Origin of the sequence: Brevibacillus fluminis (assembly GCF_052072235.1) — a bacterium.
Lineage (GTDB): Bacteria > Bacillota > Bacilli > Brevibacillales > Brevibacillaceae > Brevibacillus_D > Brevibacillus_D fluminis_A.
This window is the reverse complement of the sequence record NZ_CM125436.1, coordinates 3,800,841-3,823,360: the sequence shown is the minus strand read 5'-3', so window position 1 is coordinate 3,823,360 and position 22,520 is coordinate 3,800,841. Positions and strand designations below refer to the sequence as shown.

The 22,520-nt window shown below is 51.9% G+C and carries 24 protein-coding genes; 16 read left to right on the top strand and 8 right to left on the bottom strand.

Features of this window, described 5'->3' with window-relative positions:
- Positions 1 to 72: 72 nt before the first annotated feature.
- Positions 73 to 705: a YhcN/YlaJ family sporulation lipoprotein gene (locus tag ACTID9_RS19005; protein WP_441066481.1), complete on the bottom strand. Its 633-nt coding sequence runs from the start codon at positions 703 to 705 to the stop codon at positions 73 to 75.
- Positions 706 to 978: 273 nt separating this feature from the next.
- Here ACTID9_RS19005 and ACTID9_RS19000 point away from each other — a divergent pair, with 273 nt between their 5' ends.
- From ACTID9_RS19000 to ACTID9_RS18990, 3 genes are all read left to right on the top strand, one after another.
- Positions 979 to 2,313, top strand: coding sequence for a PhoH family protein (locus tag ACTID9_RS19000; protein ID WP_441066480.1), 1,335 nt, complete (start codon positions 979 to 981; stop codon positions 2,311 to 2,313).
- Positions 2,314 to 2,628: 315 nt separating this feature from the next.
- Positions 2,629 to 3,078 carry a hypothetical protein gene (locus ACTID9_RS18995; protein ID WP_441066479.1) on the top strand — a complete coding sequence of 150 codons (450 nt, stop codon included), beginning with the start codon at positions 2,629 to 2,631 and terminating at the stop codon, positions 3,076 to 3,078.
- A 79-nt stretch (positions 3,079 to 3,157) separates the two neighbouring features.
- Positions 3,158 to 3,721: a hypothetical protein gene (locus tag ACTID9_RS18990; protein ID WP_441066478.1), complete on the top strand. Its 564-nt coding sequence runs from the start codon at positions 3,158 to 3,160 to the stop codon at positions 3,719 to 3,721.
- Positions 3,722 to 3,771: 50 nt separating this feature from the next.
- On the opposite strand, the gene ACTID9_RS18985 is transcribed toward ACTID9_RS18990, so the two are convergent.
- Positions 3,772 to 4,269 (bottom strand): hypothetical protein, encoded by a 498-nt coding sequence (locus ACTID9_RS18985; protein WP_441066477.1) that lies wholly within the window; start codon positions 4,267 to 4,269, stop codon positions 3,772 to 3,774.
- Positions 4,270 to 4,315: 46 nt separating this feature from the next.
- On the opposite strand from ACTID9_RS18985, the gene ACTID9_RS18980 reads away from it, so the two are divergent.
- Together ACTID9_RS18980 and ACTID9_RS18975 are read left to right on the top strand one after the other, a co-directional pair.
- Entirely contained in the window at positions 4,316 to 4,957 is a 642-nt protein-coding gene (locus ACTID9_RS18980; protein WP_441066476.1) for an MBL fold metallo-hydrolase, read from the top strand.
- Between the two features lie 14 nt (positions 4,958 to 4,971).
- Positions 4,972 to 6,243: a CapA family protein gene (locus ACTID9_RS18975; RefSeq protein ID WP_441066475.1), complete on the top strand. Its 1,272-nt coding sequence runs from the start codon at positions 4,972 to 4,974 to the stop codon at positions 6,241 to 6,243.
- A gap of 125 nt (positions 6,244 to 6,368) precedes the next feature.
- On the opposite strand, the gene ACTID9_RS18970 is transcribed toward ACTID9_RS18975, so the two are convergent.
- The gene (locus ACTID9_RS18970; RefSeq protein WP_441066474.1) at positions 6,369 to 7,460 is read right to left on the bottom strand and encodes a coiled-coil domain-containing protein; all 1,092 of its coding nucleotides are present in this window, start codon (positions 7,458 to 7,460) and stop codon (positions 6,369 to 6,371) included.
- 12 nt (positions 7,461 to 7,472) lie between these two features.
- Entirely contained in the window at positions 7,473 to 8,534 is a 1,062-nt protein-coding gene (locus ACTID9_RS18965; protein ID WP_441066473.1) for a hypothetical protein, read from the bottom strand.
- 105 nt (positions 8,535 to 8,639) lie between these two features.
- Here ACTID9_RS18965 and ACTID9_RS18960 point away from each other — a divergent pair, with 105 nt between their 5' ends.
- The gene (locus ACTID9_RS18960; protein ID WP_441066472.1) at positions 8,640 to 9,788 is read left to right on the top strand and encodes a class I SAM-dependent methyltransferase; all 1,149 of its coding nucleotides are present in this window, start codon (positions 8,640 to 8,642) and stop codon (positions 9,786 to 9,788) included.
- Between the two features lie 82 nt (positions 9,789 to 9,870).
- Here ACTID9_RS18960 and ACTID9_RS18955 read toward each other — a convergent pair whose 3' ends face one another.
- Both ACTID9_RS18955 and ACTID9_RS18950 read right to left on the bottom strand, forming a co-directional pair.
- On the bottom strand, positions 9,871 to 10,143 hold the full coding sequence (locus ACTID9_RS18955) for a DUF2626 domain-containing protein (protein WP_441066471.1): 273 nt from the start codon (positions 10,141 to 10,143) through the stop codon (positions 9,871 to 9,873).
- Between the two features lie 122 nt (positions 10,144 to 10,265).
- Positions 10,266 to 10,976, bottom strand: a complete 711-nt coding sequence (locus tag ACTID9_RS18950; protein ID WP_441066470.1) for a helix-turn-helix transcriptional regulator — start codon at positions 10,974 to 10,976, stop codon at positions 10,266 to 10,268.
- 339 nt (positions 10,977 to 11,315) lie between these two features.
- Between ACTID9_RS18950 and ACTID9_RS18945 the strand changes: the two genes are divergently transcribed.
- The 3 genes from ACTID9_RS18945 (at position 11,316) to ACTID9_RS18935 (ending at position 13,454) form a co-directional block, all read left to right on the top strand.
- The gene (locus ACTID9_RS18945; RefSeq protein ID WP_441066469.1) at positions 11,316 to 11,714 is read left to right on the top strand and encodes a Spx/MgsR family RNA polymerase-binding regulatory protein; all 399 of its coding nucleotides are present in this window, start codon (positions 11,316 to 11,318) and stop codon (positions 11,712 to 11,714) included.
- A 121-nt stretch (positions 11,715 to 11,835) separates the two neighbouring features.
- On the top strand, positions 11,836 to 12,603 hold the full coding sequence (locus tag ACTID9_RS18940) for an enoyl-CoA hydratase/isomerase family protein (RefSeq protein WP_441066468.1): 768 nt from the start codon (positions 11,836 to 11,838) through the stop codon (positions 12,601 to 12,603).
- Between the two features lie 182 nt (positions 12,604 to 12,785).
- A complete protein-coding gene (locus ACTID9_RS18935) occupies positions 12,786 to 13,454 on the top strand; it encodes an RsfA family transcriptional regulator (RefSeq protein ID WP_441066467.1) in 669 nt (222 codons plus the stop codon).
- Between the two features lie 142 nt (positions 13,455 to 13,596).
- On the opposite strand, the gene ACTID9_RS18930 is transcribed toward ACTID9_RS18935, so the two are convergent.
- Positions 13,597 to 14,064: an N-acetyltransferase gene (locus tag ACTID9_RS18930; RefSeq protein ID WP_441066466.1), complete on the bottom strand. Its 468-nt coding sequence runs from the start codon at positions 14,062 to 14,064 to the stop codon at positions 13,597 to 13,599.
- A gap of 496 nt (positions 14,065 to 14,560) precedes the next feature.
- Between ACTID9_RS18930 and ACTID9_RS18925 the strand changes: the two genes are divergently transcribed.
- The 3 genes from ACTID9_RS18925 to bshC all read left to right on the top strand — a co-directional run bounded on the left by ACTID9_RS18925 (position 14,561) and on the right by bshC (position 17,310).
- The gene (locus tag ACTID9_RS18925) at positions 14,561 to 14,959 is read left to right on the top strand and encodes a DUF3397 family protein (RefSeq protein ID WP_441066465.1); all 399 of its coding nucleotides are present in this window, start codon (positions 14,561 to 14,563) and stop codon (positions 14,957 to 14,959) included.
- A 43-nt stretch (positions 14,960 to 15,002) separates the two neighbouring features.
- Positions 15,003 to 15,560, top strand: a complete 558-nt coding sequence (locus ACTID9_RS18920) for a helix-turn-helix domain-containing protein (RefSeq protein WP_441066464.1) — start codon at positions 15,003 to 15,005, stop codon at positions 15,558 to 15,560.
- A gap of 124 nt (positions 15,561 to 15,684) precedes the next feature.
- Positions 15,685 to 17,310: a bacillithiol biosynthesis cysteine-adding enzyme BshC gene (bshC, locus tag ACTID9_RS18915; protein ID WP_441066463.1), complete on the top strand. Its 1,626-nt coding sequence runs from the start codon at positions 15,685 to 15,687 to the stop codon at positions 17,308 to 17,310.
- Between the two features lie 41 nt (positions 17,311 to 17,351).
- On the opposite strand, the gene ACTID9_RS18910 is transcribed toward bshC, so the two are convergent.
- Positions 17,352 to 18,608 (bottom strand): APC family permease, encoded by a 1,257-nt coding sequence (locus tag ACTID9_RS18910; RefSeq protein WP_441066462.1) that lies wholly within the window; start codon positions 18,606 to 18,608, stop codon positions 17,352 to 17,354.
- A gap of 141 nt (positions 18,609 to 18,749) precedes the next feature.
- Between ACTID9_RS18910 and ACTID9_RS18905 the strand changes: the two genes are divergently transcribed.
- From ACTID9_RS18905 to rsmH, 4 genes are all read left to right on the top strand, one after another.
- Positions 18,750 to 19,664: a LysR family transcriptional regulator gene (locus tag ACTID9_RS18905; RefSeq protein ID WP_441066461.1), complete on the top strand. Its 915-nt coding sequence runs from the start codon at positions 18,750 to 18,752 to the stop codon at positions 19,662 to 19,664.
- Positions 19,665 to 19,699: 35 nt separating this feature from the next.
- A complete protein-coding gene (locus ACTID9_RS18900; RefSeq protein ID WP_441066460.1) occupies positions 19,700 to 20,959 on the top strand; it encodes an adenosylhomocysteinase in 1,260 nt (419 codons plus the stop codon).
- A 161-nt stretch (positions 20,960 to 21,120) separates the two neighbouring features.
- Positions 21,121 to 21,552, top strand: a complete 432-nt coding sequence (gene mraZ / locus ACTID9_RS18895) for a division/cell wall cluster transcriptional repressor MraZ (RefSeq protein WP_441066459.1) — start codon at positions 21,121 to 21,123, stop codon at positions 21,550 to 21,552.
- A gap of 28 nt (positions 21,553 to 21,580) precedes the next feature.
- Complete coding sequence (gene rsmH, locus ACTID9_RS18890) at positions 21,581 to 22,513, top strand: 16S rRNA (cytosine(1402)-N(4))-methyltransferase RsmH (protein ID WP_441066458.1); 933 nt, start codon at positions 21,581 to 21,583, stop codon at positions 22,511 to 22,513.
- Positions 22,514 to 22,520 lie beyond the last annotated feature (7 nt).

Genomic DNA, 22,520 nt, shown 5'->3' with positions numbered 1-22,520 from the left:
TGGCCGACTAGATTATAACAGGTTTGTGAAATAAAACACCTTCCTGCACAAAACAGGAAGGCAAGAGAAAGATTATGGCTGATGCACAGGCTGTCCATGGCCGCCGGATGCCGGAGGGGTTCCATGCTGATTCGCTTGCGGATGGCTGCCTGGAGCCGGGTGCTGCAGGTGGTTCACACCAGGGCGCGGCTGTTCGTTTTTCTGCACATTTTTCGGCAGCTGCGGCATGATGCGGCCCACGATATCGGACAGCTCTTCCGCGATACCTTTGACCGGCTTGCCTTGCTTCATATCAACAGACATTTCGCGCAATCGCTGGACGATGGCGGGGTCAGCGGTCACGATCGCGTTTGCGCCTTGCGGGTCGGCTTTTAACGCTTCGGCGACACTATATTTAATGACGCCGACTTCGGGCCGATCCAGGGCAGGGTCTACGGTGATCCCGACGACCGCCCAGTTTCCGGCGACGACGGATGTGGCGCTGTGTACTTTTTTCACCCGGGAGGCAAGCTGTGACAAACGTTCTGCCTTTGCTTGCGGCGACTGGTTGTATACGGGCTGGGGAGCTGTTTGCGGGACAGCTTGTGTTTTGGCTTGATGCTGTTTGGGGGCAGCGTTGTTCAAGGCTTGCGGATTTTCCCGCGTGCAGCCGAACAAGGCCAAGCTTGCGCCTATCAGTAAAATCGCGTAGCGAATCACGATCATCCTCACTCCTTACCTTTTTTGTGCATGTCTTACGCGTATTGTTTGTTGATCCGTCGGTTTTCATTCCGTTTCGTCTAAGTGAAGGACTTGCGTCATAGACTGTAAGTAACTTCAAATCGCCTTTCGCAATGCAAACGGGGCAGCCGTTTTGCTTGCCCGACCGCTAGCGGTCACAAATCCCTCAAGGAAAAACAGCAAGAGGCTTCATCCAACAAAAAGCATCCTTGCCACATTTGCATAAACTATACAAGATGGGTTATAGGAGGCGAGATCTTGAAAAAAATCTACGTACTGGACACGAACGTACTCCTGCAAGATCCGCTGGCGATTTTTTCCTTCCAGGACAACGAAATCGTCATCCCTGCCGTTGTGCTGGAAGAGGTCGATTCCAAAAAGCGATACATGGACGAGATCGGCAGAAACGCCAGACACGTAGCACGGTTGCTGGACAGCTTTCGCCAGCTGGGACAGCTTCATCAAGGAGTTTCGCTGCAAACAGGTGGTTTCTTTCGGGTAGAACTGAACCACTCTTCCTTGAATCAATTGCAAAAGCAGTTCCATGAAATGACCAATGACAACCGTATTTTGGCGGTTGCATTGAACCTGCAGGAGGAGGAGAACCAGACACCTGATCCGCGACCGGTCATTCTTGTCAGCAAAGATGCGCTGATGCGCGTAAAAGCGGATGCGCTCGGTCTGACTGCCGAGGACTTCCTTTCCGATCGGGTCGTGCGCGAATACTCCAGCATTTATCCCGGTTATGTGAAACTGTTGGTACCGTCCAACGTGATTTCGGCCTTTTATGCCAATCGCAGATTGCCTCTATCCCTTCATTTTCCGAACCGCGCCTTTTATCCTCATCAATTTCTGATTCTCAAGGATGAGATCAACCCGTCCGCTTCCGCCATCGGCAAAGTGGATGCGGATTGCAAACAGCTGGAAATGTTGGTTGCCGACGACGATCCGATGTGGGGGGTAAAAGCACGGAACGCACAGCAACGCATGGGGACTGATCTGCTTTTGCGCGATGACATCCCGCTGGTTACCATGACAGGCAAAGCGGGCACGGGCAAAACATTGCTGGCACTGGCAGCAGGATTGTTCCAAATTGAAGACATGCAAAAATACAAAAAACTGCTCGTCGCGCGTCCCATCGTTCCCATGGGGAAAGATATCGGCTATTTGCCAGGGGAAAAAGAAGAAAAACTCCGGCCGTGGATGCAACCGATCTACGATAATTTGGAATATTTGTTCAATACGAAGAAGCCGGGTGATTTGGATAAAATCCTCGCCGGGATGGGAAGCATTCAGGTTGAGGCGCTGACATATATTCGCGGGCGTTCGATACCGGGGCAGTTTATCATTATCGATGAGGCGCAAAATTTGACGAAGCACGAGGTGAAAACCATCCTGACGCGCGTCGGGGAAGGGTCGAAAATCGTGCTGGTCGGCGACCCCGAACAAATCGATCATCCGTATTTGGATGAGAGCAACAATGGTCTCACGTATGTCGTCGAAATGTTCAAGGATCAGAAGCTGGCTGGTCACATCAAGCTGGAAAAAGGGGAGCGCAGCGTGCTGGCCCAATTGGCCGCAGATATTTTATAGCGGGATGTATGAAAGGGCCGAACCCCGACCATACTAGTATCATCAAGCCTGGTGATGAACAAATCAATCGGATACGATTGCTTTCTCGGAGGCGATGTGTCTTGGACGATTTTGCGATTCACCCCATGTGTGCAGGTAATATCGAAAAACGCTTTTGATTGCTCGTTCTATCCTCAGGAGGTAGATGTGCCTTCAACGTTTAACGATTTACCCTATCTACATCAGGCTTGATACCGAACCGTCTCCACTTGGAGGCGGTTTTTCGCATGTCCACTCCCTGCCAGCCATATATATGGGGTACAAGGAGGGATGCATATGGTAACGTTGGACTCATCCATTTCGTTTCTTATTTATATTACCGCTGTATCCAGTGCGGCGGCGGGGATTACAGAGGCGGTCAAATCGGTGGTTCCGTTCCTGTCGGTCGATTACGAGCCGCACGATGACGAGAAGCAGGAAGATCATCATTTGGCCGGTCGTTTGACCAATTACAAGAAGTTCACCAATCTGAGCGTGTCCGTTTGCTCCGCAAGCGTCATCTTCGCCTTGCTCGGCCTTGATCCAGCCAAAATTTTGACCCAGTCGGGTTCTGCGGCAGTCGACTCGCCCTGGAGCCTGGATATTATGGCATGGGGGATCGTCGCCGTGTTTGGCTCGCCCTTTTTCCATTCCATTTTAAAAATTCTGGAAGGGTTGCGGATGAATATGGATAACAACACGTTTACGCCCAAACCGGTACAGAAGGTAAGCAGCACAAAAAAATAATTTTACCGCGCTTGTCCTTCTTGTTTTCCTATATTAAGATAGGGGGGAATGTAGACACGAGACAAAGGAGCTAACGTACGTGCTGAGAAAAAGTCGCTCGATTTTCCTGATGCTTCTGGTAGTGCTCGCGATCATTACCGGATGCAACTCAAAAGCGGAGCCTGCGAAAGGTGAGCAAGGACAGCTTGCAGCGTCATTCGATCCGGAAAATGCCAAGGAGTACGGCATTCGCGGAATTTATGTAGGGCAAGGAATCAAGGAAGCGATGGATACGCTGAAGCCGACCAAATACGATTTCATGGATGTAGAAAGCCGCGCTTCGTTGACGGTCGATCAACTGGCAAACGGGGAAGGGACGCTCGTAACCGGCATGCTGGTGGTGGATAACTCCCAGCTCATGCTGAAAGTACGCAAGGGTGTCGTCGATTCGATCCTGGTCGGCGGGATCGTGGAGACACAACGGGACAAATTCAAGACAAACCGCGGCCTCGCGCTGTACGATACGGTTGAACAAGCCAAAAAACTGTACGGCGACGCACAAGGCGATTCGGAGCTGACTTACAAAGGAAAAAACCAGCAAATGCAGTTCAGCACGGTGAATGGCAAAATCGTCGGCTTCCGCTTTGAGTTAATTCAGCAATAAAACAGGCAAAAAGCAATGCGCTCCCCAATCGGTGGGACGCATTGCTTTTTTTACGTAAGCTCCCAGTTCAGCCGCACCGTATAGGCGCGGGCGATGCCTTCCATCAGCTCCACCTGATTTTTATCAATCAAGTGTAGCGTGCCGTTTGCAACATCTGGTAAGCTATGGATGATGTGTTCCTTCATTTGTTGCAGCGCTGCCCATCGGTCGGTTTCCGTGCCGGCGGTCGCGTCCAGCGAAAAGGCCGCGATGCGATCGGTGTACAAAAAGGCGTGTTCCGACATACTGATAAAGCCGTAATCGTGAATGTCATCAGGAATAGCACCGCTTGGGAGCAGCAGCAGCTCAAATTGTTCGCCTGCCATCCCGTGCGTTTCCAATATGCCGACGAGCGTGCGCAAATGGTCTTCCGACTCCACGATCAGCAATTGTCCGTCACGGTCAAAGAGCGGGACCTGATCCCCGATCTTATGAATCACCTGCGCATAAAAACCGGGTCGTTTACCGGAAGGAACCTCCATTTCGACGCCATACAAGTTTTGCAGCATTTGTCTCACCTCACCTACCAGTATAAACCAAAGGAGAGAATCATACATGGAACCCATCATCAAAACATTTGCCTTGGGCGCATTCCAAACGAATGCATACCTTGTAAAAAATCAGGCCACCAATGAGGCGATCGTGTTCGACCCCGGCATGGAGCCAGACGAGCTGCTGGCCGCTTTTGCGCATGAAAAAGTGGTGGCGATTTTGCTGACGCACGCCCATTTGGACCATATCGGCGGATTGAACGCTGTCCGCAAGCTGACGGGCGCGCCTGTTTACATCCACCCGCTGGAGCAATCCTGGCTGACCGATCCCGAATTGAACGGCTCCGCGCGCTGGAGCAACATGACCGCTCCGATTCGCTGCGAGCGGGCGGAGCATGAATTGGCGGATGGACAGACGCTGGAGCTGGCAGGCTTTACGATTCAAGTCATGCATACCCCTGGTCACTCCCCTGGCAGCTGCTCGTTTGTCATCGGACAGCACTGCTTTGGCGGTGATGTGCTGTTCGCCCAATCGATCGGGCGAACCGACTTGCCTGGCGGGAACTATGAGACGTTGATGGAGAGCATCCAGGATAAATTGCTGGAGCTTGACGATGCGACGATCGTGTACCCGGGGCACGGACCGAAAACCACCATTGAAATGGAGAAAATGTACAATCCGTTTGTAACCGGTTTGTTGAGATAGGAGATCGCAGCGAAATGAAAAAAAGAAGCATGGTCTCGTCTGTCATTGCCTGTTTGGCGGTCTTGCTGACGGTTGGCTGCACGATCCCGCAGCAGAGCGCGACGCCGAATGTACAGACAGACGAAAGCAAGACAGAGAATCAGGCGGGAACCGTTTTGGCGAGCCCGCCTGTACCTGGCAATGCAGCTCCTGCGCCTGTGCAACCAAGCGAACCCGTTGCGCCTGTCGAGCATGAATTGACACTGATGGCTGTCGGTGACATCATGGTGCATGACCAGCAGCTGGAGGCGGCGTGGGACCCGAAAGCAAAGACCTATCGGTTCGATCCGTTTTTCGCCAAAATCGAGCCAACATTGAAGCAAGCCGATCTTCTGCTCGGCAACCTGGAAACGACCATGTCCGGAAGCGACCAGCGTTTTACCGGCTATCCGATGTTTAATTCACCTGAATCGTTGGCAACTACATTAAAAAACGTCGGTTTTTCGGCGGTGACCACCGCCAACAACCATTCGCTTGATCGCCATGAGCTGGGGGTGCTGCGCACAATCGACAATCTCGATAAGGTGAAGCTGCCCCATACCGGGACATTCCGCACGGCAGAGGCACGCAATGAGCCGTTGATTCTGGAGAAAAACGGGATCAAGCTCGGTGTCCTGGCCTATACCTATGGCACCAATGGCATCAAAATCCCTGCGGGCAAGCCTTATTTGGTCAATTTGATCGATCCGCAGCTGATCAGGAAAGACGTTGCGCGTGCGCGCGAGCTTGGCGCCGATGTCGTGGCGGTTGCGCTGCACTTTGGCGTGGAATATCAGCGGCAGCCGAACGATGCGCAGCGCAAGGCTGCCGATCTGTGCTTTGCGGCTGGTGCCGATCTGATATTAGGTTCCCATCCGCATGTGGTGCAGCCTTATGAGTGGCGGGAGATCCATAATCCGGACGGAAGCACACGCAGGGGACTGGTCATGTATTCGCTCGGCAATTTCATCTCGGCCCAGCGGTGGGACTATAAAGATGTCGGCGCGATCCTCAAGGTTGTGTTGAAAAAAACAGATCCCGGCAGCACGGTATTGGCGCAGGCGGAAGTCATCCCGACATATGTCGTATACCAAAAAGTTGCTGGCAAGCGGAGCTATACGATTTATCCGCTGCAGGAGACCGTGCTTGCGTACAAGGCGAAAAAAGAAAAGGGGCTCCCGAAAGAAACGTACCAGACGATGGAAAAGCTGCTTCAAGAAATGACGATCCATGTGTCGTCGATGTCTTCACCGAAAAAAGCGATGTAGCACTCTTCTGTATCATTGAAATTGTCATCATAACGCCATCATCCTGAATGGTTTGGAAAACAAAAAAAAGACCGGCGACGCCGGTCTTTTTTCGTGGGTCCGCCATGTTGCCATGATGCAAACCGCTATTGCTTGCTGCCAAAGCCAAACGGCAGGTCAAGCTTGATTTTTAACGTCAATGCTTGATCGGCCAGTTTGATGTCCTCAACCTGGATGTTCGGCGAGATCATCGTCGGGTAGAAGCCGAGATCGAACTCTTTTGCCAGTTCATCGACGGTGGATTGAGGCAATTGGAAGCCGTCGTAAAACAATTGGATGATATGGAATTTCAGTTCGGTCGGTGATACCAGCTGATATTCGCCGATCATCTTCATGTTCATCTGGTTATAGGAGCCTTCCACCTGAAGCTGATTGTTTTCAAAGTGGAACTGCGATTGCTTGAACATCGCATTTTTTGACTCCAAAAATTGATTGAAATCCGTTTCCTTGATCGTGAGCGTATGGGTGAGCAACCCTTCGGCATGAATCCGGTCTGGCGTGGCCAGCTCGGGAATCTCAAACATGACCTTGGTCAAAATGGCGAAATAGTCGCGGAAGGCGGGAAGCCCATCCTTTCGCCAATCTTCTACCAAATGATCCATCAGCGATTGGACGGAAGTCGGATCGGTCAGCTTTTGCAAATTCTCCTCTTTCTCCTTCTGGATCGCAAGCATTTCAGCCAGCTGCGATTCGTAATGCGCGCGCAGCGTGCGCACCTGTGTCAGCCGCTGCTGTTTGTCTTGCTGCAGCTGTGCCGCTTTTTGCCGCTCCGTCTGATAATCCTGCATTTTTTCCATATCTCTTGTGAACAGAATCTGCAAAAAATCGTAGGCAAGCAGAAAATCGTTAAAATTGTCCGTTTCAAACAAGAGGGCGAGCAGGTCGGCGCGCTTGCCCATGTAATAGGCGCGGGCGACTTCACCAGCATGCCTGCGCTTCGCATCGATGATCAAGGCTTGCCGACTCAGCTCGGAATCCAGTTGGGCGATTTGCGTGAGCAGCGTCTTCTCCTCATTCCGCGTAATCTCCAGATTGCGTTCCAATTCCTTCTGCGTAAAATGCTGCTGCAAGATGACTTGCTCAAGCTCGGGGGCATTCATTGCTCTTCCGACCGGCATGGGCTGCGGGAAGAGCAGGATCAAGAGAAACAGAATCAACCAGGTACGGCTCTTTCGCATAGATTCACCTTATCAGTTCGCCATCATTTGCCCCATCAGTTCCATAAATTTGATGACTTCTTCAGCTTTTGGTGTACCAATCTCCCATTTCGGCGCCACGTTTTTGTTGGTTACTTTCTGATCCAGCGTGATCCCGAAATCGAGCGATCCAGGCTCGTTTGGCGGAGTCAGTGTGAGGTCGAGATCCATTTTTTGATAGGAGATGCCATCCTTTTCGACGCCAAACAGCCAATTCGCTTTTTTGATCTGAAGGGCTTTCTTCCAGTCTTTGTTCGCTTCCAATTCCTTGATTGCCGTTTGCAGCTGTTCTTTCGCTTGCGTCGCTTGCTCAGGCGTCATGTTCATCTCTTTTGCCATTTCGGATTGTGCGACCGTATCGATGATTTGCGGCAGCGTCGTGCCCAGAAGCGTTTTGACAAAAGGTTCAAGCGTTTCGTTCGTCAGGGCGAATTTGACGACTTGATCCGCCTGCACGTCGCCAGGAAGCGCTGCTTCTTCCTTGGTCACGTCAGTAAAATAGTCGGTTCCCAAGTCTTTGAAGAAAATATCGAGCACTTTCGCGGAAAGCTCGCGCTGCGCTTTCGGGTCTACCGAATAATTGACAGGCTGCCCGCTCAATTTGCTCAATTCTTTATAATCTATCTCTACGTACTTGCCGCTCAAATGATTCAATTCAGGTACCATGGAAAGCGCAGGAATTTTTACCCAGAGCTTATCTTGATTCATCACAATCGGCATGGTAAAATTCATCGAAACATCCTGGAGTGGGACGGTCGCATCGAGAATCAGCTCGGTTTGCAGCGGTTCGACGGACGTAGCGCCGTGGTAGGCGATCTTTGTATTTTTCAACGCCTCGAGAAACATTTTGGCTTCAGGATCGTTGTTCAGCTCGTCGCTTTTCGAATCGACGCGCAAGGTCAGATTACCGGAGAAGCTGTAGCTGTTCAGGGTGGTTTGCTGCTGGGCTGCCGCTTTCAGGGCATCCTTTGCCGGCACCTTTTGGCCGCAGCCTGCCACGATGATCGCGAACAGACCGAGCAACAGCACAGGCATGATAAGACGAAAACTACGCATTTGACAAAACCTCTTTCTATGGGAAATGGGAAAACTACGCACCTTGTTCATGACGTAAGCAAAAGCTGCTGCGTCGTAAAAACTTGTTGTCTGAGGAGTTCGCAGATGGAAACGCTAGAACAACTTATCCGTGAAGAATGTGAACAAAGTCCGTCGAGGATGATACCGTTTGCCCGTTTCATGGAGCAAGCGCTGTACCATCCTCGCTATGGCTATTATACCGCGAATCGGCCAAAAGTGGGGAAAAAAGGCGATTTTTATACAAGTGCCACCGTGCACCCTGTTTTTGCCGAAACGATTGCCGATGCAATTGTGTGCATGATGGAGGTGCTCAAGCCGGTACAGCCGACCATCGTGGAGATCGGCGGAGGCACGGGGTATCTCATGACGCATTTGCTCACCCGTATTCGAAACATTCAGCCGGCCTTGTTCGCTAAGCTTAACGTGATCGTCATTGAGGCCAGTCCGTATCACCGCGCGCTGCAGCAAGAAGCGTTTGGGCATATGACGAACCGGATTGAGTGGCATGCCTCACTTGCGGAAGCGGCCAAGGAGAGAACGGTGGAGGGCGTCATTTTTTCCAACGAATGGCTGGATGCGTTCCCGGTTCATATCGTGGAGCAAGGAAAAGACGGCTTGGTTGAGATCGGTGTCAGGTGGGATGAACAGGCGTCTGCTTTTGCGGAGTGCGTTTTGCCCGCGCTTACGCCGCAAGTAAGCCGGTTTCTGGCTCAGGAAAAGCTGGCATTGTCTACAGGTATGCGCGCAGAGATTTGCCTCGGCATGCATGACGCCGTCCGCGATGTTTCGTCGCTGCTTGCCAGAGGCGCTGTCATTACGATCGATTACGGCGATAGCCAGGAGCTTTTGCATCATCCGGCACGCAAGCGCGGCACCCTGATGTGCTATCATCAGCATCATGCCCACGAAGACCCGTTCCGCGCGGTCGGGGAGCAGGACATGACGGCACATGTGAATTTTTCGCTTTTGGAAAAATGGGGAGAGGAAGCGGGGCTGTCCGCCGCATGGTACGGCAGGCAGGACGATTTTTTGATCCGGAGCGGCATCTTGCAAAAGCTGGTCGAGCACCAGGATCGGGATCCGTTTACAAGTGTGGCGATGAAAGTCAATCGAGCCATCCAGCAGCTGATTTTGCCTGGGGGGATGGGCGGTATATTCAAAGTGCTCGTGCAAACGAAAGCTGCGCCGGAGGAGATCACGGCTCATTTGCACAAAAAAGATGCCCGTTTGTAGCGGAGCATCTTTTTTGTGCGATTCGCTGCTTGCAAACAAAAAAACGGCGTTTCGGCCGTTTTTTTGCGAAAGTCCCGTTTGACTACATCAGTAGCAGGCTTGCCAAGGAATGCTCCTCAGCAGGTCCTACCGGCATTACCAACATGGTGTAGTACGTAAAGCCGACAAAAGAGACAAACATAAATCCAAAGAAGATTTTTACGTACGTTCTTTCAGACAAATTCATGTAGCCCAAGGACAGGAAAAAGGCGGTCAAGCCGAGAAAGATGAGCGCCATTGGGTATAAGCTACCCCAGAACGCCATCAAAGAGAATACCAGTGTCCAGAAGCTAAGCACACGAAACATGCGATCCATCTGTATCACCCCTTTGGCAAATAACCTGCATGCATATGGAACTATTAGCAAGATTTCCTTTCCATTATATAGGACAGGAAGAAACGTGTAAACGGTTCTAATTTTGTCCGTTTTATGACGAGCTATTGAACAGGCTCAGCCAAACGAAACACCGTGTACGTGCAGGATTTGCAGCCGGATAACATCGACTCTTCTTCCTTTAACTCAATTTCCCCAAAATACGCTTCGAATATTCCGTGCAGCAGGGCGTTGTGCATTTTGCATACCATGCCGGAAAAGCGCTTGGTCGACTCCAGGAAGGTACAGTTGTAAACGCGGAAGCGCAATGTTTGCGTATCAAGAAGCTCGATCTCCGGCTTCAGCCCTTGGGCAATCACAAGGCGTTCCACATGCTGCAGCGTTTTTTCCAAGTCTTCCTTCGGATTGATCGGCTGTTCCATCATCGCGCGCTTTGCGGCCTCGACGCCCATGCGGTGGCCCATGGTGACAAGAGCAGCCTCCCCGGCAGGACCGAGCGAGAGCAGCGCCTCGATGGCGATATCAGCGAGGAACCGGTAATCGCGCGGAGGGAACTGCAGGTTGACGACCTGGTCGGAGAGCGAGTAAAGACGGCTCGGTCTGCCGCCTTTTCCGCTTTTGTCCGAAATGGACTTCAACAGATCGACGTCTTCGAGCTTCGTCAGATGAAGGCGGGCGACGTTCGGATGGATGGTGAACTGGTCGGCAATCTCTTGTACGGTAACAGCATTTTTTTGCGATGCGACGAACTGGTATATGGAAAACCGGGTGGGGTCGGCCAATGCGCTCGTTAGCTTTTGGGTATCGCTATCCATTTGAATCTCCCCTTTCAGATAGCCTGATCAATGAAAACATTCACCGAAACGTTCGGCGGTCAACTACAGCTATAACTCCATTGCAGCTCATGGTGGGCAGGCGATCGAAACAATCCGCCTTCCGCAAAAGAAATTGCGCAGTTGCGCGTTTTGTATTAGTGTAGCCGATTTTTTCAATCTTGTTAAGAATAGAGTGCGTCGATAACTGTTTAAGGTAATATTTTAAATTAAACACTATTGACACAGTGTTAATGGAAGTTCTATAATTTCATCAAAAGGGACGGTCTCTTTGCCCATAACTGATGCGTGAAAGAGAACCACATGAAGGAGGTATCGCTCATGACAGCAGTGGCAGTTGAACAGAAACTGACGTTTTTTACATATCCAAGTTGTACGTCCTGTCGGAAGGCAAAATCGTGGTTATTGGAAAACGGAATTTCATTTGAAGAGCGCCATCTGTTTAAAAATCCTCCGACGGCGCAAGAGCTGCTTGACATCATCAAGATGACGACCAACGGACTGGACGAAATTTTATCGACACGCAGCCAGAAGTTCAAAGGCTTGGATCGGGATATCAACGATATGACTGTAAGCGAGCTGTTGGAAATGTTAAGCGATGAGCCGCGATTGCTGAAGCGTCCGATTTTGACTGACGGGGAAAACTTGATCATCGGCTACAATGCACAAGCTATGAAAAAAATTCTTTCGCCGCGCGGCAGCAAGCGCACGTGCGCGTAACGGACAAATAGATGGGAGAAACGAAGAGGGGCACCGGTTGCTGCCTCTTTTTTCTTTTCGGGTTCAACACTACAATGAGAGATGATGAATGGGCGTCTTTACAGTCAAAGGAGGAAGCACTTTGCATACATATGAGACATTGATGGTAGCGGTGGTTGATGGGATCGCGACAATTACCCTCAACCGGCCGCATGTGCGCAATGCGATCAGCTTGCGCATGGTGGAGGAGCTGCACGAGCTGCTTGGCATTCTGGAGCAGGATACGGCAGTCAAGGTGCTGATTTTTACGGGAGCGGGCAGTACGTTTATTTCCGGAGGCGATTTGGAAGAGTTCCTGTCCGTCCGCGGGGAGGAGGCCTATCCGCTGTTGCGCAAGGTGGGCGATCTTCTCGACAGGCTCGATGCGTTCAGCAAGCCGACGATTGCGATGATCAACGGCACGGCGATCGGCGGCGGCTGCGAATTCGCCGCATCCTGCCATTTCCGCTTTGCAAGCGATGCTGCCAAGATCGGCTTTGTGCAAATCGGCATGCACATTACAAGCGGCTGGGGCGGAGGCAGCCGTCTCTTTTCCAAGCTGTCCGAGGGGCAGGCGCTGACGCTGCTGTTGACGGGGGAGCGGCTTCATGCAAAGCGGGCGAAAGAGCTTGGCTTTGTCGACGATTGTTTCCCACCGGAAGAATTGAACGCCAAGGTGCAAGCTTTTGCCCAATCGATCGCAGCCCAGCCACTTGAAGGCATTCAAGCGTATTTGCGCCTTTTGGCCTGGAAGCGCGCGGGCATTCATGAAACGGAACGCGTGGAGATGGAAATCAGGCAATGCACCGGGATGTGGGGCAGCGAGCCGCATCTGTCCGTCGTCCAACAGTTCCTTCACAAGTCCAAGTAGGGGAAAAAGAGCAAGTAGGTTTACTCTCGTTTAAATAAGGACATGCTTGGAGATACTTTTCTAGTAGATGGCGATTCTACCAGAGTATAAACGGGCATAGGATAAAGTACATCATTTTAGCAAAGACGTCCGGTATCCCAACGACCGGGCATGTACTTTATGAAGCGGGAGGGACTTCACATATGGTAGCTTCCAGACAAGATGCTTGGACAGACGATGATGATTTGGTACTGGCCGAGGTAACGCTTCGGCATATTCGTGATGGCGGAACCCAGCTTGCCGCTTTCGAGGAGGTCGGACAGCGATTGGGCCGGACAGCGGCCGCTTGCGGTTTCCGCTGGAACAGTGCCGTGCGGAAGCGATATGACGCTGCGATCGCCATTGCGAAAGGGCAGCGCCAGCAGCTGAAAAAGAACGGACGGGCGGTTACCGCAGCCGTTCGCACCGAATTTGCCACGGAAGCGCCGCCCGGCCTTCCGCAGTCACCGCCTGTGGTCACTCCTGCGGCTACCGCGACGATTGTGCCGGAAATGCCGGAACCAATCGCAGGAGACTTGGAAAGCGAGCTGGATGCAGCCATTCGCGTCCTCATGAATCAGAAGGAATTGTCGCGTCGTGTCAAGCAGTTGGAAATCGAGCTTGCCAACCATCAGATGCTGCTCAAAGAAGTGCGTGAAGAAAATCAACGGCTGAAAAAAGATATGGAAACCGTGCAAGATGTGAACGAGGATTACAAAGCACTCGTACAAATTATGGAGCGTGCGCGCAAGCTTGCTTTTTTAAAGGAAGAAGAATCGGCGAAGCCGGTTTTCAAAATGGACTCGAACGGCAACCTGGAACGAATTGAATAGGGTTATCCGGTATTAGAAAACCTGGCTACGCCATGCTTTTTGGCGTAGCCGCGGTTGCACTTATACTGGATAAGAATTTTATAAATTCTTATCTGTATAAAAAAGAAGCGGCGCCTATGCTCCGCTTCTTTTGCTTGTTTCGTTAGTCTTGCATTTGAACGTTTTCCGGAAGCCAAACGTATGGGTTTTCACCACGGTCCCGGATGAAGTTGTATTTCACCGGAGTCAGGCCCATTTTCAACCAGAATTGATCGGCACGACAACGCGAATTCGTTTTGATTGGCAGGCCAAAGCTTTTCGCATGTTCAACCAGAGCGGTTCCCATGTCTTTACCGCGATACTCCGGCAGCACTTCCAGCTTCCACAGCTCGAAATAATCTTGCGGCGGTTGGAAGTAGCGGTCGTATTTGCCGTCAATTTTGTAGAGACTCATGCGGGCAACGAGCCGATCGCCATCATAAATCCCGTAAAACGGGGAATCGGAATCGTTCTCTACGATGTTTGCTTCCAAGTCTTCCTTCATCGAAAGCTCTTCCAAACCAAATTCACGAAATTTTTGAAACTCCTCGAGCGTTTTGTAATTGATGCTCAGGCGTTTTACTTCGTACATGCAAACCAAACTCCTCTCGAAACGATGTCCTCAACCAATCTTTCTCTTCTATTATACACAATACAAGCCACAAATTCTCTACAGGATCGAAATTGCCTGGGGAGAAGTGCACCTGTCGTGTGCCCCATTGAATACGTTGTCCGCCATTGATAAAAAAGCCAACGAAAAATTTGCGATCCGTACACGAAAATTTCATCTGGAACGAATAAGATTCATTGAACGTTTTTTAAATCTTTGGTATTCTTTTGATAAGTATACATAATCAAAACCTTTCGACAGCCAGCGAATCAAGGCTGTATTCGGTTAGGGAGGTGCAGCTGGACGCTGGTGGTTCTTGGTTCAGAATTTTCAGCCCTTTTACTATGCTAAACCTGGAATCTGCAAAAAATAATCAACATACATGGAGGGATCTCTCCTCCGTTTGCAGAAATAGGATGTTTATGTTGACTCATCTGGAAAAAATCGACAAAGCTTGTGTGCAAAGGAGGGATGGAGCATGGCGATAGTGGCTTCAATATGGTCCTATTTTTGGGCAGTGCTCACCGCTTTGCCGATTGTCGGTTTTGTCCTTGTATATGCAATCGCGTTTTTCGTCAAAAAAAATCATCGTGACGCCCTAACATGGTCGATTACGATATCGAATTTTCTGCTTATTCGGGCAGTTGCTGCTGCGTACGGGGTAATATGGCCCGATGCGATGTCGGTTTGGCTGTGGATCGTCTTGTTGTTTCTGGGCATCGCCGTACTGATCGGGTGGATGCAAATCAAGGTGCGCGGCAAGATATCGCTCAGCAAAATCGGTTTTTCTACGTGGCGTATCACGTTTGTCCTCTTTGGCTTAGCCTACATTATGCTTTTAAGTACCGGCATTTGGAAAAGTATGCAATTTGTATAACGCGCCAAAAGATAGAAAAGAGAGGGAAAGAGGGTCGAATGCTATGCGCCTCCCGATTGAAATGATCGGCAATAAAATTCGCACGATTCGCAAAGAAAAAGGATTTACCCTGGAAAACATGGCCTCGAAAACAGGGCTGAGCAAAGGCTTGCTGAGCCAGGTGGAGCGCGGGATTTCACAGCCGTCGCTCGATTCCTTGTGGAAGATCACCAAAGCGCTTGAAGCCTCGATGGTCCATTTCTTTGAAGAGATCGACCAGAAGCACGTTCATGTGATTCGCAAGCAAAAACGCCGTCAGCTGATGTTCCCCGATTCGTCGGGCACGTTCTCGCTCCTGTCTGCAGGCGGTGGTGCCAAGCTGGCGATGCTGGAAGTGCGTCTGCAGCCCGGCGAAATCGTCAAGGAAACGCTCGTCCAAACCGAAGGGGAAGAATGTCTGGCGATCATCTCCGGTACCGTCACCGCGCGGCTTGGGGAAGAGGAGTACATTTTAACCGAAGGGGACAGCTTGTACCTTGCCAGCACCCAATCCCATCAGATTGAAAATACGGGTGAAGTCGAGGCGACCATCATTTGGTCCGTCACCCCATCGCAACTGTAGCGCTCGCTTGTATGGCGGAAGCAAGAAGGCAACCCTACACTTTGGGTTGCCTTGTTTTTTCCCTAAATCGTCGTCTCGTGCTATAATCTTAAGTGACGGAAAAAAAGTAAGTAAGGAGCGTACCATGGAGATCGATTGTCTTTCGCTGCCAACCGCCAACCGGCTCATCGCCGATTATATCCAAGCGCGCCCGGAGGCGATGCGGTTTTTTTCTTATGCACCCTTTGATGCTGAAGCTGCACGGCAGCGTCTAACCTGGTTGAAGGAGCGACGGTTTGCCCATCGTCAGCAGCTGGCAGATGGACTTTCTGCCTATAATCAGCGCATCGGCAACGATTCTGCGGCGCTTGCCAATATTGAATCACTTCGCGACGAGAATACGTACGTCGTCATTGCAGGACAACAAGCGGGCGTTTTGACAGGGCCGCTGTACACGATTCACAAAGCGTTGAGCATCATTCATACGGCAAAAAGGCTGGAAGCCGAACTCGGGGAAAAGGTTGTGCCTGTCTTCTGGATCGCCGGTGAAGATCATGACATCGAGGAGATCAATCACGTTTATGTTCCGCATGTGAGCGGGACTCCGAGCAAGCTGAAGCTGTCGCTCGGCGTAAAAGGGAAGCGCTCCGCCAGCATGGTTGCGCTGAAAGCGGAGGCGGCGGAGCGTTTTGTCAACGAGTTTTTCGCTGCCCATCCCGAGACAGAGCATACGCAGCATCTGCGCGAATTGGCGGAGAGCACCTTGTCGCAATCCGAGACAGTGGTGGAATGGTTTGCTCGGCTGATGACTCACTTTTTTGGAAAGTATGGACTGATTTTGGTGGAATCCTCTTCGCCGTTTGTGCGCGAGCTGGAAAAACCGGTATTCCGCGCATTGATTGAGCGAAACGATGAAGTTCAAAAGCTGCTGCTGGCGACGGAAAGCCAACTGCGCGAGGCAGGGTATGCGGCACAGCTGGAACTGGATGAGCAATCTGCCCATCTGTTCATTTATGAGCATGACGAGCGGCTATTGCTGACGCGCGATCGTGACGGGTTCCGCACAAAGGACGGACGGCATTTTTATACCGAGCAGCAATTGCTGGAGCTGCTGGAAACATCACCCGAACGGTTTAGCGCCAATGTGGTGTCGCGTCCGCTTGCGCAAGAACACATCTTCCCAACGCTTGCATTTTTGGGCGGGCCGGGCGAGATCGGCTACTGGGCCTATTACAAGTCGCTTTTCGCCGAGCTGGGCATGGACCTGCCGCTGATCGTGCCGCGTACGTCCATCACGCTCTTGGAAGGCTGCATCGAGCGCATTATGGGACAGCTGGAAATTTCGACGGAAACAGTCCTGCGCGATTTCGCCAAATGGAAGGCGGAGTGGTGGGCCGGCTATCAGGAGCCGGAGCTGGTCAACCAGTTCGAAGTGGCACGCCAGGCCATTTTGGCCGCTTACCAGCCGCTGACGGAGCAGGTCGTCGCGTTTGATCCAGGCTTGCGGGAGCTGGCGAAGAAAAACACGGAACGATTGCTCGAGCAGATTGCGTTTTTGGAGGATCGTGTCGGACGTTCCATTGAAAGCAGGCATGAGGTGGCGATCCATCGTGTGACCCGGATGGAAAATGCCTTGGTCCCATTGGGCAAGCCGCAAGAGCGGATCTGGTCGGTCTTTACCTACCTGAATGCACACGGACCGGATTTGGTTGATCGGCTGTTGCAAGCGGAGTTTCCGTTTGACGGCACGCACAAGGTTGCAGCGATCTGATGCATAGAAAAAGAGCGCCCCGTTACGAGGAGCGCTCTTTTTCATTTTCGCTTCCATACCATGTACAAGATGAGGATGACGACGGGATACAGGGCTGACCACCCGAGAAACGGATACAGCCCGAGCGTGACGACGAGCGAAATCCATGCGCTGATCCGGCCGAAACGATTGTGTTTCAGCAATCGGACGCCTGCCAGACAACCGCCGATATAGGTGGCAAAAAAGGTGGCATTCGGCAGCTGGATCAGTTGCGCAAGCGAGACGGTTCCGCTCCACAGAACCGTGAGCACGATCAGAAAGCAGAGAGTGAGAAAACCGAGCCCGCCGATCGGTGTCCGATAGTTGGCGTGCAGGATGCCGAACCAGCGCGGCGCACTGCCTTCATTGGCCAGCGCATACGCGATGCGTGAAGCTGCGCCGACATAGGCGTTTGCGGTGGCGATGCAGATGAACAGTGCGGTGAAGCCGACGATCCACCCGCCGACAGGACCGAGTGAAAGCTGGATCATGACGGAGAGCGACGCTTCCGAAAGCCCGTTTCCATAGCTGTGGGTGGCGACGGTAGCAAACGCGATGCCGAAATAAAGCAGCGCGACAAGCCCGGCGCTCCAGACAACGCCGCGAATCGCATTTTTTTCAGGCTCGACGAATTCTTCCGACAAATGGGTAACCGCTTCCCAGCCGATAAAGCACCAGAATAGCAGTCCGGCTGCCTGAAGCACGCTGAACCAGCCGTTTGGCGCAAATGGCGTGAAGTTGGCCGCCGATGCGTGCGGCAGAGCAGCGATGATCGCAAGGATCAAAATCGCCAATATCAAGGCGACGACAATGGTTTGGATTTTGCCCGCCACGTGCAAACCAACCCAGTTCATCACCAGCACCGCAAGCAAGATCAGGGCCGCGATGCCGTACACCTGCAGATCGCTCAACTGAAACAGCACGGCGATATAGCGGGCGCCGGTGACAGCGAGGATCGGTGCGCCGATTGGCACTGACAGCAGGAAAAACCAGCCGACCAAATTGCCGAAGCGGTCCCCGTACGCCAGCCTGACAAAATGAGAGACGCCGCCTGCACTCGGATGTGAAGCGGATAAGAGTCCCATCGTTACCGCCATCGGAATGACCAGGAGCGACATGACCACCCAGGCGACGATGGAAGCCGGTCCGGCCATTTCGGCGGCCAGACCGGGGATCAGCAAAATGCCCGATCCGATGACAGCGCCGATGTACAGGGAAACGATTTGTGGCAGCGATAACGTTTTCTGCAGGGAAACGGACTGTGCCTGTGCTTTTGACATAAGGAAAACCTTCTTTCATCATACTGAGATTGTCGATTTCGTAAAAACATTGTAGCATGGGAAGTGGCATCGGAATTATCTATAATAATTGATCGATCGCATCATATATTTTGATGAGTGGTAGAGGGAGGAGAGGGCCGGATGGATACCCGCTATCTGCAAACGTTTCGGGAAGTGGCGAAATGGCAAAGCTTTACACGCGCTGCGGAAGTGTTGGGCTATGCGCAATCAAGCGTCACGACCCAAATCCAGATTGTGGAGTCTGAATTCGGTGTCTCGTTGTTTGAACGGTGGGGCCGCAAAATACGTTTGACGCGCGAAGGCGAAATCCTGCTTGGCTACAGCGAGCAAATGCTCGCTTTGCTCGAAGAAGCGCACGATCGGCTGCATCAGGAAGAGCAGTTGACGGGCACGCTAACAATAGGGACGGTCGAATCGCTGGCGGCTTTTTTTCTCCCGCCTTATTTGCAACTGCTGCGGCAGGAGCATCCGCAGGTAAAACTTCTGGTCGTCCCCGGTATTTGCAGCGATTTGCGCGCGGGTGTGCGAGAGGGAGCCTATGATTTTGCGCTGATTTTGGATCGGCTTGTCGATGAGCAAGACTTGCATTGCATCAACCTTGGAGAAGTGGAGCTGGTTGTCGTTGCCGCCCGTACCCACCCTCTGGCGGCCGCAGAGCATGTGGAAGCAAGCCACTTTGCCTCGCACAACTGGATTTTTACCGAAATGGGCTGCAGCTATCGGGCGATGATGGAGTCGGTTCTGCTGGATGCAGGGATTCGCGTCGATACGCCGCTTGAATTCGGCAGTCTGGAAGCGATCAAGCAGTGCGTCGCCTATGGTTTGGGGCTGGCGATTTTGCCGCGGATCGCGGTCGAAGACGAGCTGGAAAAGGGAAAACTCGCGGCGCTGCCTTTCTCGCACCCGGACATCCGCGTTTACCGCCAGCTGGTATACCATCGGAAAAAAAGGCTTTCTGCCGGCATTCGTCGCTTTTTCGCACAACTTGCAAACAGTTCGGTCGACAAAGATGGTGAACAGGACGAAACGGTATGATAGAATAACAAGGAGAAAAAAGGAGGTATTTGCTAATGAACACGGTTTCGGAAAGCATTGTAAAAGACATGGCCCTTGCTCCCAACGGTCATTTGAAAATTGACTGGGTAAAAGAACATATGCCGGTGTTAAACCGCATTCGCGAACGTTTTGAAAAAGAAAAACCATTCGCTGGCCTGAAAGTGGCGATTTCCCTGCACTTGGAAGCGAAAACCGCTTACTTGGCAAAAGTGGTGCAAGCTGGTGGCGCAGAAGTGACGATCACGGGTTCGAATCCGCTTTCTACCCAAGATGACATTTGCGCTGCACTGGTAGAGGATGGCATCCGCGTTTTCGCGAAATACAACCCAAGCCCGGAAGAGTACAAGAGCCACCTGATCCACACGCTGGAAACTCGTCCTGACCTGATTATCGACGACGGCGGCGATCTGGTCACCATTTTACATAGCGAGCGCCCTGACCTTGCAACACAAGTGCGCGGCGGTGCAGAAGAAACGACAACCGGTATCCTGCGTCTGAAAGCTTTGGAAAAAGAAGGGAAGCTGTCCTTCCCGATGGTAGCGGTAAACGATGCATACTGCAAATACTTGTTCGACAACCGTTACGGCACAGGCCAATCCGTTTGGGATGGCATCAACCGTACGACAAACCTGGTTGTTGCGGGTAAAGTTGTTGTTGTCGCTGGCTACGGCTGGTGCGGTAAAGGTGTGGCAATGCGTGCGAAAGGTCTCGGCGCGAAAGTAATCGTAACGGAAATCGATCCGATCAAATCGATCGAAGCGTACATGGACGGCTTCGAGGTGATGTCGATGGATGAAGCGGCGAAAGTCGGCGAATTCTTCGTTACAGTAACAGGCAACCGCGACGTCATTCGCAAAGAGCATTATGAAGTGATGAAAGATGGCGCGATCTTGTCCAACGCTGGACACTTCGATGTCGAAGTAAACAAGGTGGATCTGGAAGCTCTCTCGACGTCCAAGCACGTCGTTCGCAAAGACATCGAAGAATATGTCCTCGCAGACGGTCGAAAAGTGTACCTTCTGGCAGAAGGCCGCCTGGTTAACCTGGCAGCGGGCGACGGCCACCCGGCAGAAATCATGGATATGACTTTCGCGCTGCAAGCGGCTTCCCTGGAATATGTGAACAAAAACTATGAAGCCATCGGCAAAAAAGTATTGAACGTTCCGCTCGAATTGGATCAAACCGTGGCGAGCTACAAACTGGAAGCATTGGGCATCAAAATCGACAAATTGTCAGATGAGCAAAAAGCATATCTGGACAGCTGGGTCGAATAGGTAAAAAGCTTGCAGGAATCTCTGCGAGAAAACCATCAAAACATGAGGAAAAAAACCTGCTTACAAACGCAGGTTTTTTTTTTATAATAGCAAATAGGTAGTCAAGTGGGGAAAAGTGGGGGAAAGTGGAGAGACCCTCGCGGAAAGTGGGGACCGTGGGCGTGTTCATGGGTGAATTTCAACACAGCATCGATGAAAAAGGACGCTTGACGATCCCGGCTAAATTCCGTGAAGGACTGGGCGCTTCCTTCGTGATCACCCGCGGGCTGGATCAATGCTTGTTCGTTTATCCCCTCGAAGAGTGGACGATCCTTTCGGAAAAACTGAAGACGCTCCCGTTCACCAAAGCGGATGCGCGCGCTTTTACGCGGTTTTTCTTTTCGGGTGCCACCGAATGCGAGTGGGACAAACAGGGCAGGGTAAACATACCAGCCAATCTACGCGAGCATGCAGCATTGGAAAAGGAATGCGTTGTAATCGGTGTCTCCAATCGGGTAGAAGTTTGGAGTGCACAAAAGTGGGGAACGTATTTTGAAGAATCGCAGGGTTCGTTCAGCGCCATTGCCGAAAGCCTCGTAGATTTTGATCTGTAGAAGTGTTTTTAAAGGAGGACAAACATCGTTGTTCCATCATATAACGGTTTTAAAAGAAGAAGCGGTCCAGGGACTGAACATCCGACCAGATGGAATCTATGTGGATTGCACGCTGGGAGGGGCGGGTCACAGCGCTTCCATCGCTTCCCAACTGGGAGAAGGCGGCCGGTTGATTGCCAACGATCAGGATGAGACGGCATTGGCGAATGCGCGCGAGAAGCTCGCGTCGTATGGTGACCGTGTCACTTTGGTCAAAAGCAACTTCCGTCATGTGAAGCAAGTGATCGAAGACCTGGGGCTGCCTGGAGTAGACGGTGTGTTGTTTGACCTCGGCGTTTCTTCTCCACAGCTCGATGTGGGGGAGCGGGGGTTTAGCTATAACGAGGATGCATTGCTTGACATGCGGATGGATTTGCAAGCGCCATTAACGGCGCACGACATCGTGAATGAGTGGGACGAGGCAGAGATCGCCCGGATCATCTGGGAGTACGGGGAAGAGAAATTTTCCCGCAAAATTGCCCGGAAAATCATTCAGGAGCGGGAAAAGGCGCCGATTGAGACAACGGGCCAACTCGTTGAAATCATCAAAGAAGCGATTCCGGCCCCGGCCAGACGGACAGGCCCTCATCCGGCCAAGCGCACGTTTCAGGCAATTCGCATCGCAGTCAACGATGAGCTTGCGGCATTTGAAGAAGCGGTAGCCGACGCGGTGGCGATTTTGAACCCGCGCGGACGCGTATCTGTCATCACCTTTCATTCATTGGAAGATCGCATCTGCAAGCAAGTGTTTCAGCGGCTGGCACAAGGCTGCATCTGTCCGCCTGATTTCCCGCAGTGCGGGTGCGGACGCATCCCTGTCATCAAGCTGATCACGCGCAAACCGATCGTGCCTAGCGAAAGTGAGCTGGAAATGAACCCGCGTTCCCGTTCAGCCAAGCTGCGCGTCGCAGAAAAAGTGTAAAAAAACG

What these genes read in the sequence shown, in the direction of transcription:
- ACTID9_RS19005 (WP_441066481.1), bottom strand. Translation starts at nt 705, where the DNA reads ATGATCGTGATTCGCTACGCGATTTTACTGATAGGCGCAAGCTTGGCC.
- ACTID9_RS18995 (WP_441066479.1), top strand. Translation starts at nt 2,629, where the DNA reads ATGGTAACGTTGGACTCATCCATTTCGTTTCTTATTTATATTACCGCT.
- ACTID9_RS18985 (WP_441066477.1), bottom strand. Translation starts at nt 4,269, where the DNA reads ATGCTGCAAAACTTGTATGGCGTCGAAATGGAGGTTCCTTCCGGTAAA.
- ACTID9_RS18980 (WP_441066476.1), top strand. Translation starts at nt 4,316, where the DNA reads ATGGAACCCATCATCAAAACATTTGCCTTGGGCGCATTCCAAACGAAT.
- ACTID9_RS18975 (WP_441066475.1), top strand. Translation starts at nt 4,972, where the DNA reads ATGAAAAAAAGAAGCATGGTCTCGTCTGTCATTGCCTGTTTGGCGGTC.
- ACTID9_RS18970 (WP_441066474.1), bottom strand. Translation starts at nt 7,460, where the DNA reads ATGCGAAAGAGCCGTACCTGGTTGATTCTGTTTCTCTTGATCCTGCTC.
- ACTID9_RS18965 (WP_441066473.1), bottom strand. Translation starts at nt 8,534, where the DNA reads ATGCGTAGTTTTCGTCTTATCATGCCTGTGCTGTTGCTCGGTCTGTTC.
- ACTID9_RS18960 (WP_441066472.1), top strand. Translation starts at nt 8,640, where the DNA reads ATGGAAACGCTAGAACAACTTATCCGTGAAGAATGTGAACAAAGTCCG.
- ACTID9_RS18955 (WP_441066471.1), bottom strand. Translation starts at nt 10,143, where the DNA reads ATGGATCGCATGTTTCGTGTGCTTAGCTTCTGGACACTGGTATTCTCT.
- ACTID9_RS18950 (WP_441066470.1), bottom strand. Translation starts at nt 10,976, where the DNA reads ATGGATAGCGATACCCAAAAGCTAACGAGCGCATTGGCCGACCCCACC.
- ACTID9_RS18945 (WP_441066469.1), top strand. Translation starts at nt 11,316, where the DNA reads ATGACAGCAGTGGCAGTTGAACAGAAACTGACGTTTTTTACATATCCA.
- ACTID9_RS18935 (WP_441066467.1), top strand. Translation starts at nt 12,786, where the DNA reads ATGGTAGCTTCCAGACAAGATGCTTGGACAGACGATGATGATTTGGTA.
- ACTID9_RS18930 (WP_441066466.1), bottom strand. Translation starts at nt 14,064, where the DNA reads ATGTACGAAGTAAAACGCCTGAGCATCAATTACAAAACGCTCGAGGAG.
- ACTID9_RS18925 (WP_441066465.1), top strand. Translation starts at nt 14,561, where the DNA reads ATGGCGATAGTGGCTTCAATATGGTCCTATTTTTGGGCAGTGCTCACC.
- ACTID9_RS18920 (WP_441066464.1), top strand. Translation starts at nt 15,003, where the DNA reads ATGCGCCTCCCGATTGAAATGATCGGCAATAAAATTCGCACGATTCGC.
- bshC (WP_441066463.1), top strand. Translation starts at nt 15,685, where the DNA reads ATGGAGATCGATTGTCTTTCGCTGCCAACCGCCAACCGGCTCATCGCC.
- ACTID9_RS18910 (WP_441066462.1), bottom strand. Translation starts at nt 18,608, where the DNA reads ATGTCAAAAGCACAGGCACAGTCCGTTTCCCTGCAGAAAACGTTATCG.
- ACTID9_RS18905 (WP_441066461.1), top strand. Translation starts at nt 18,750, where the DNA reads ATGGATACCCGCTATCTGCAAACGTTTCGGGAAGTGGCGAAATGGCAA.
- ACTID9_RS18900 (WP_441066460.1), top strand. Translation starts at nt 19,700, where the DNA reads ATGAACACGGTTTCGGAAAGCATTGTAAAAGACATGGCCCTTGCTCCC.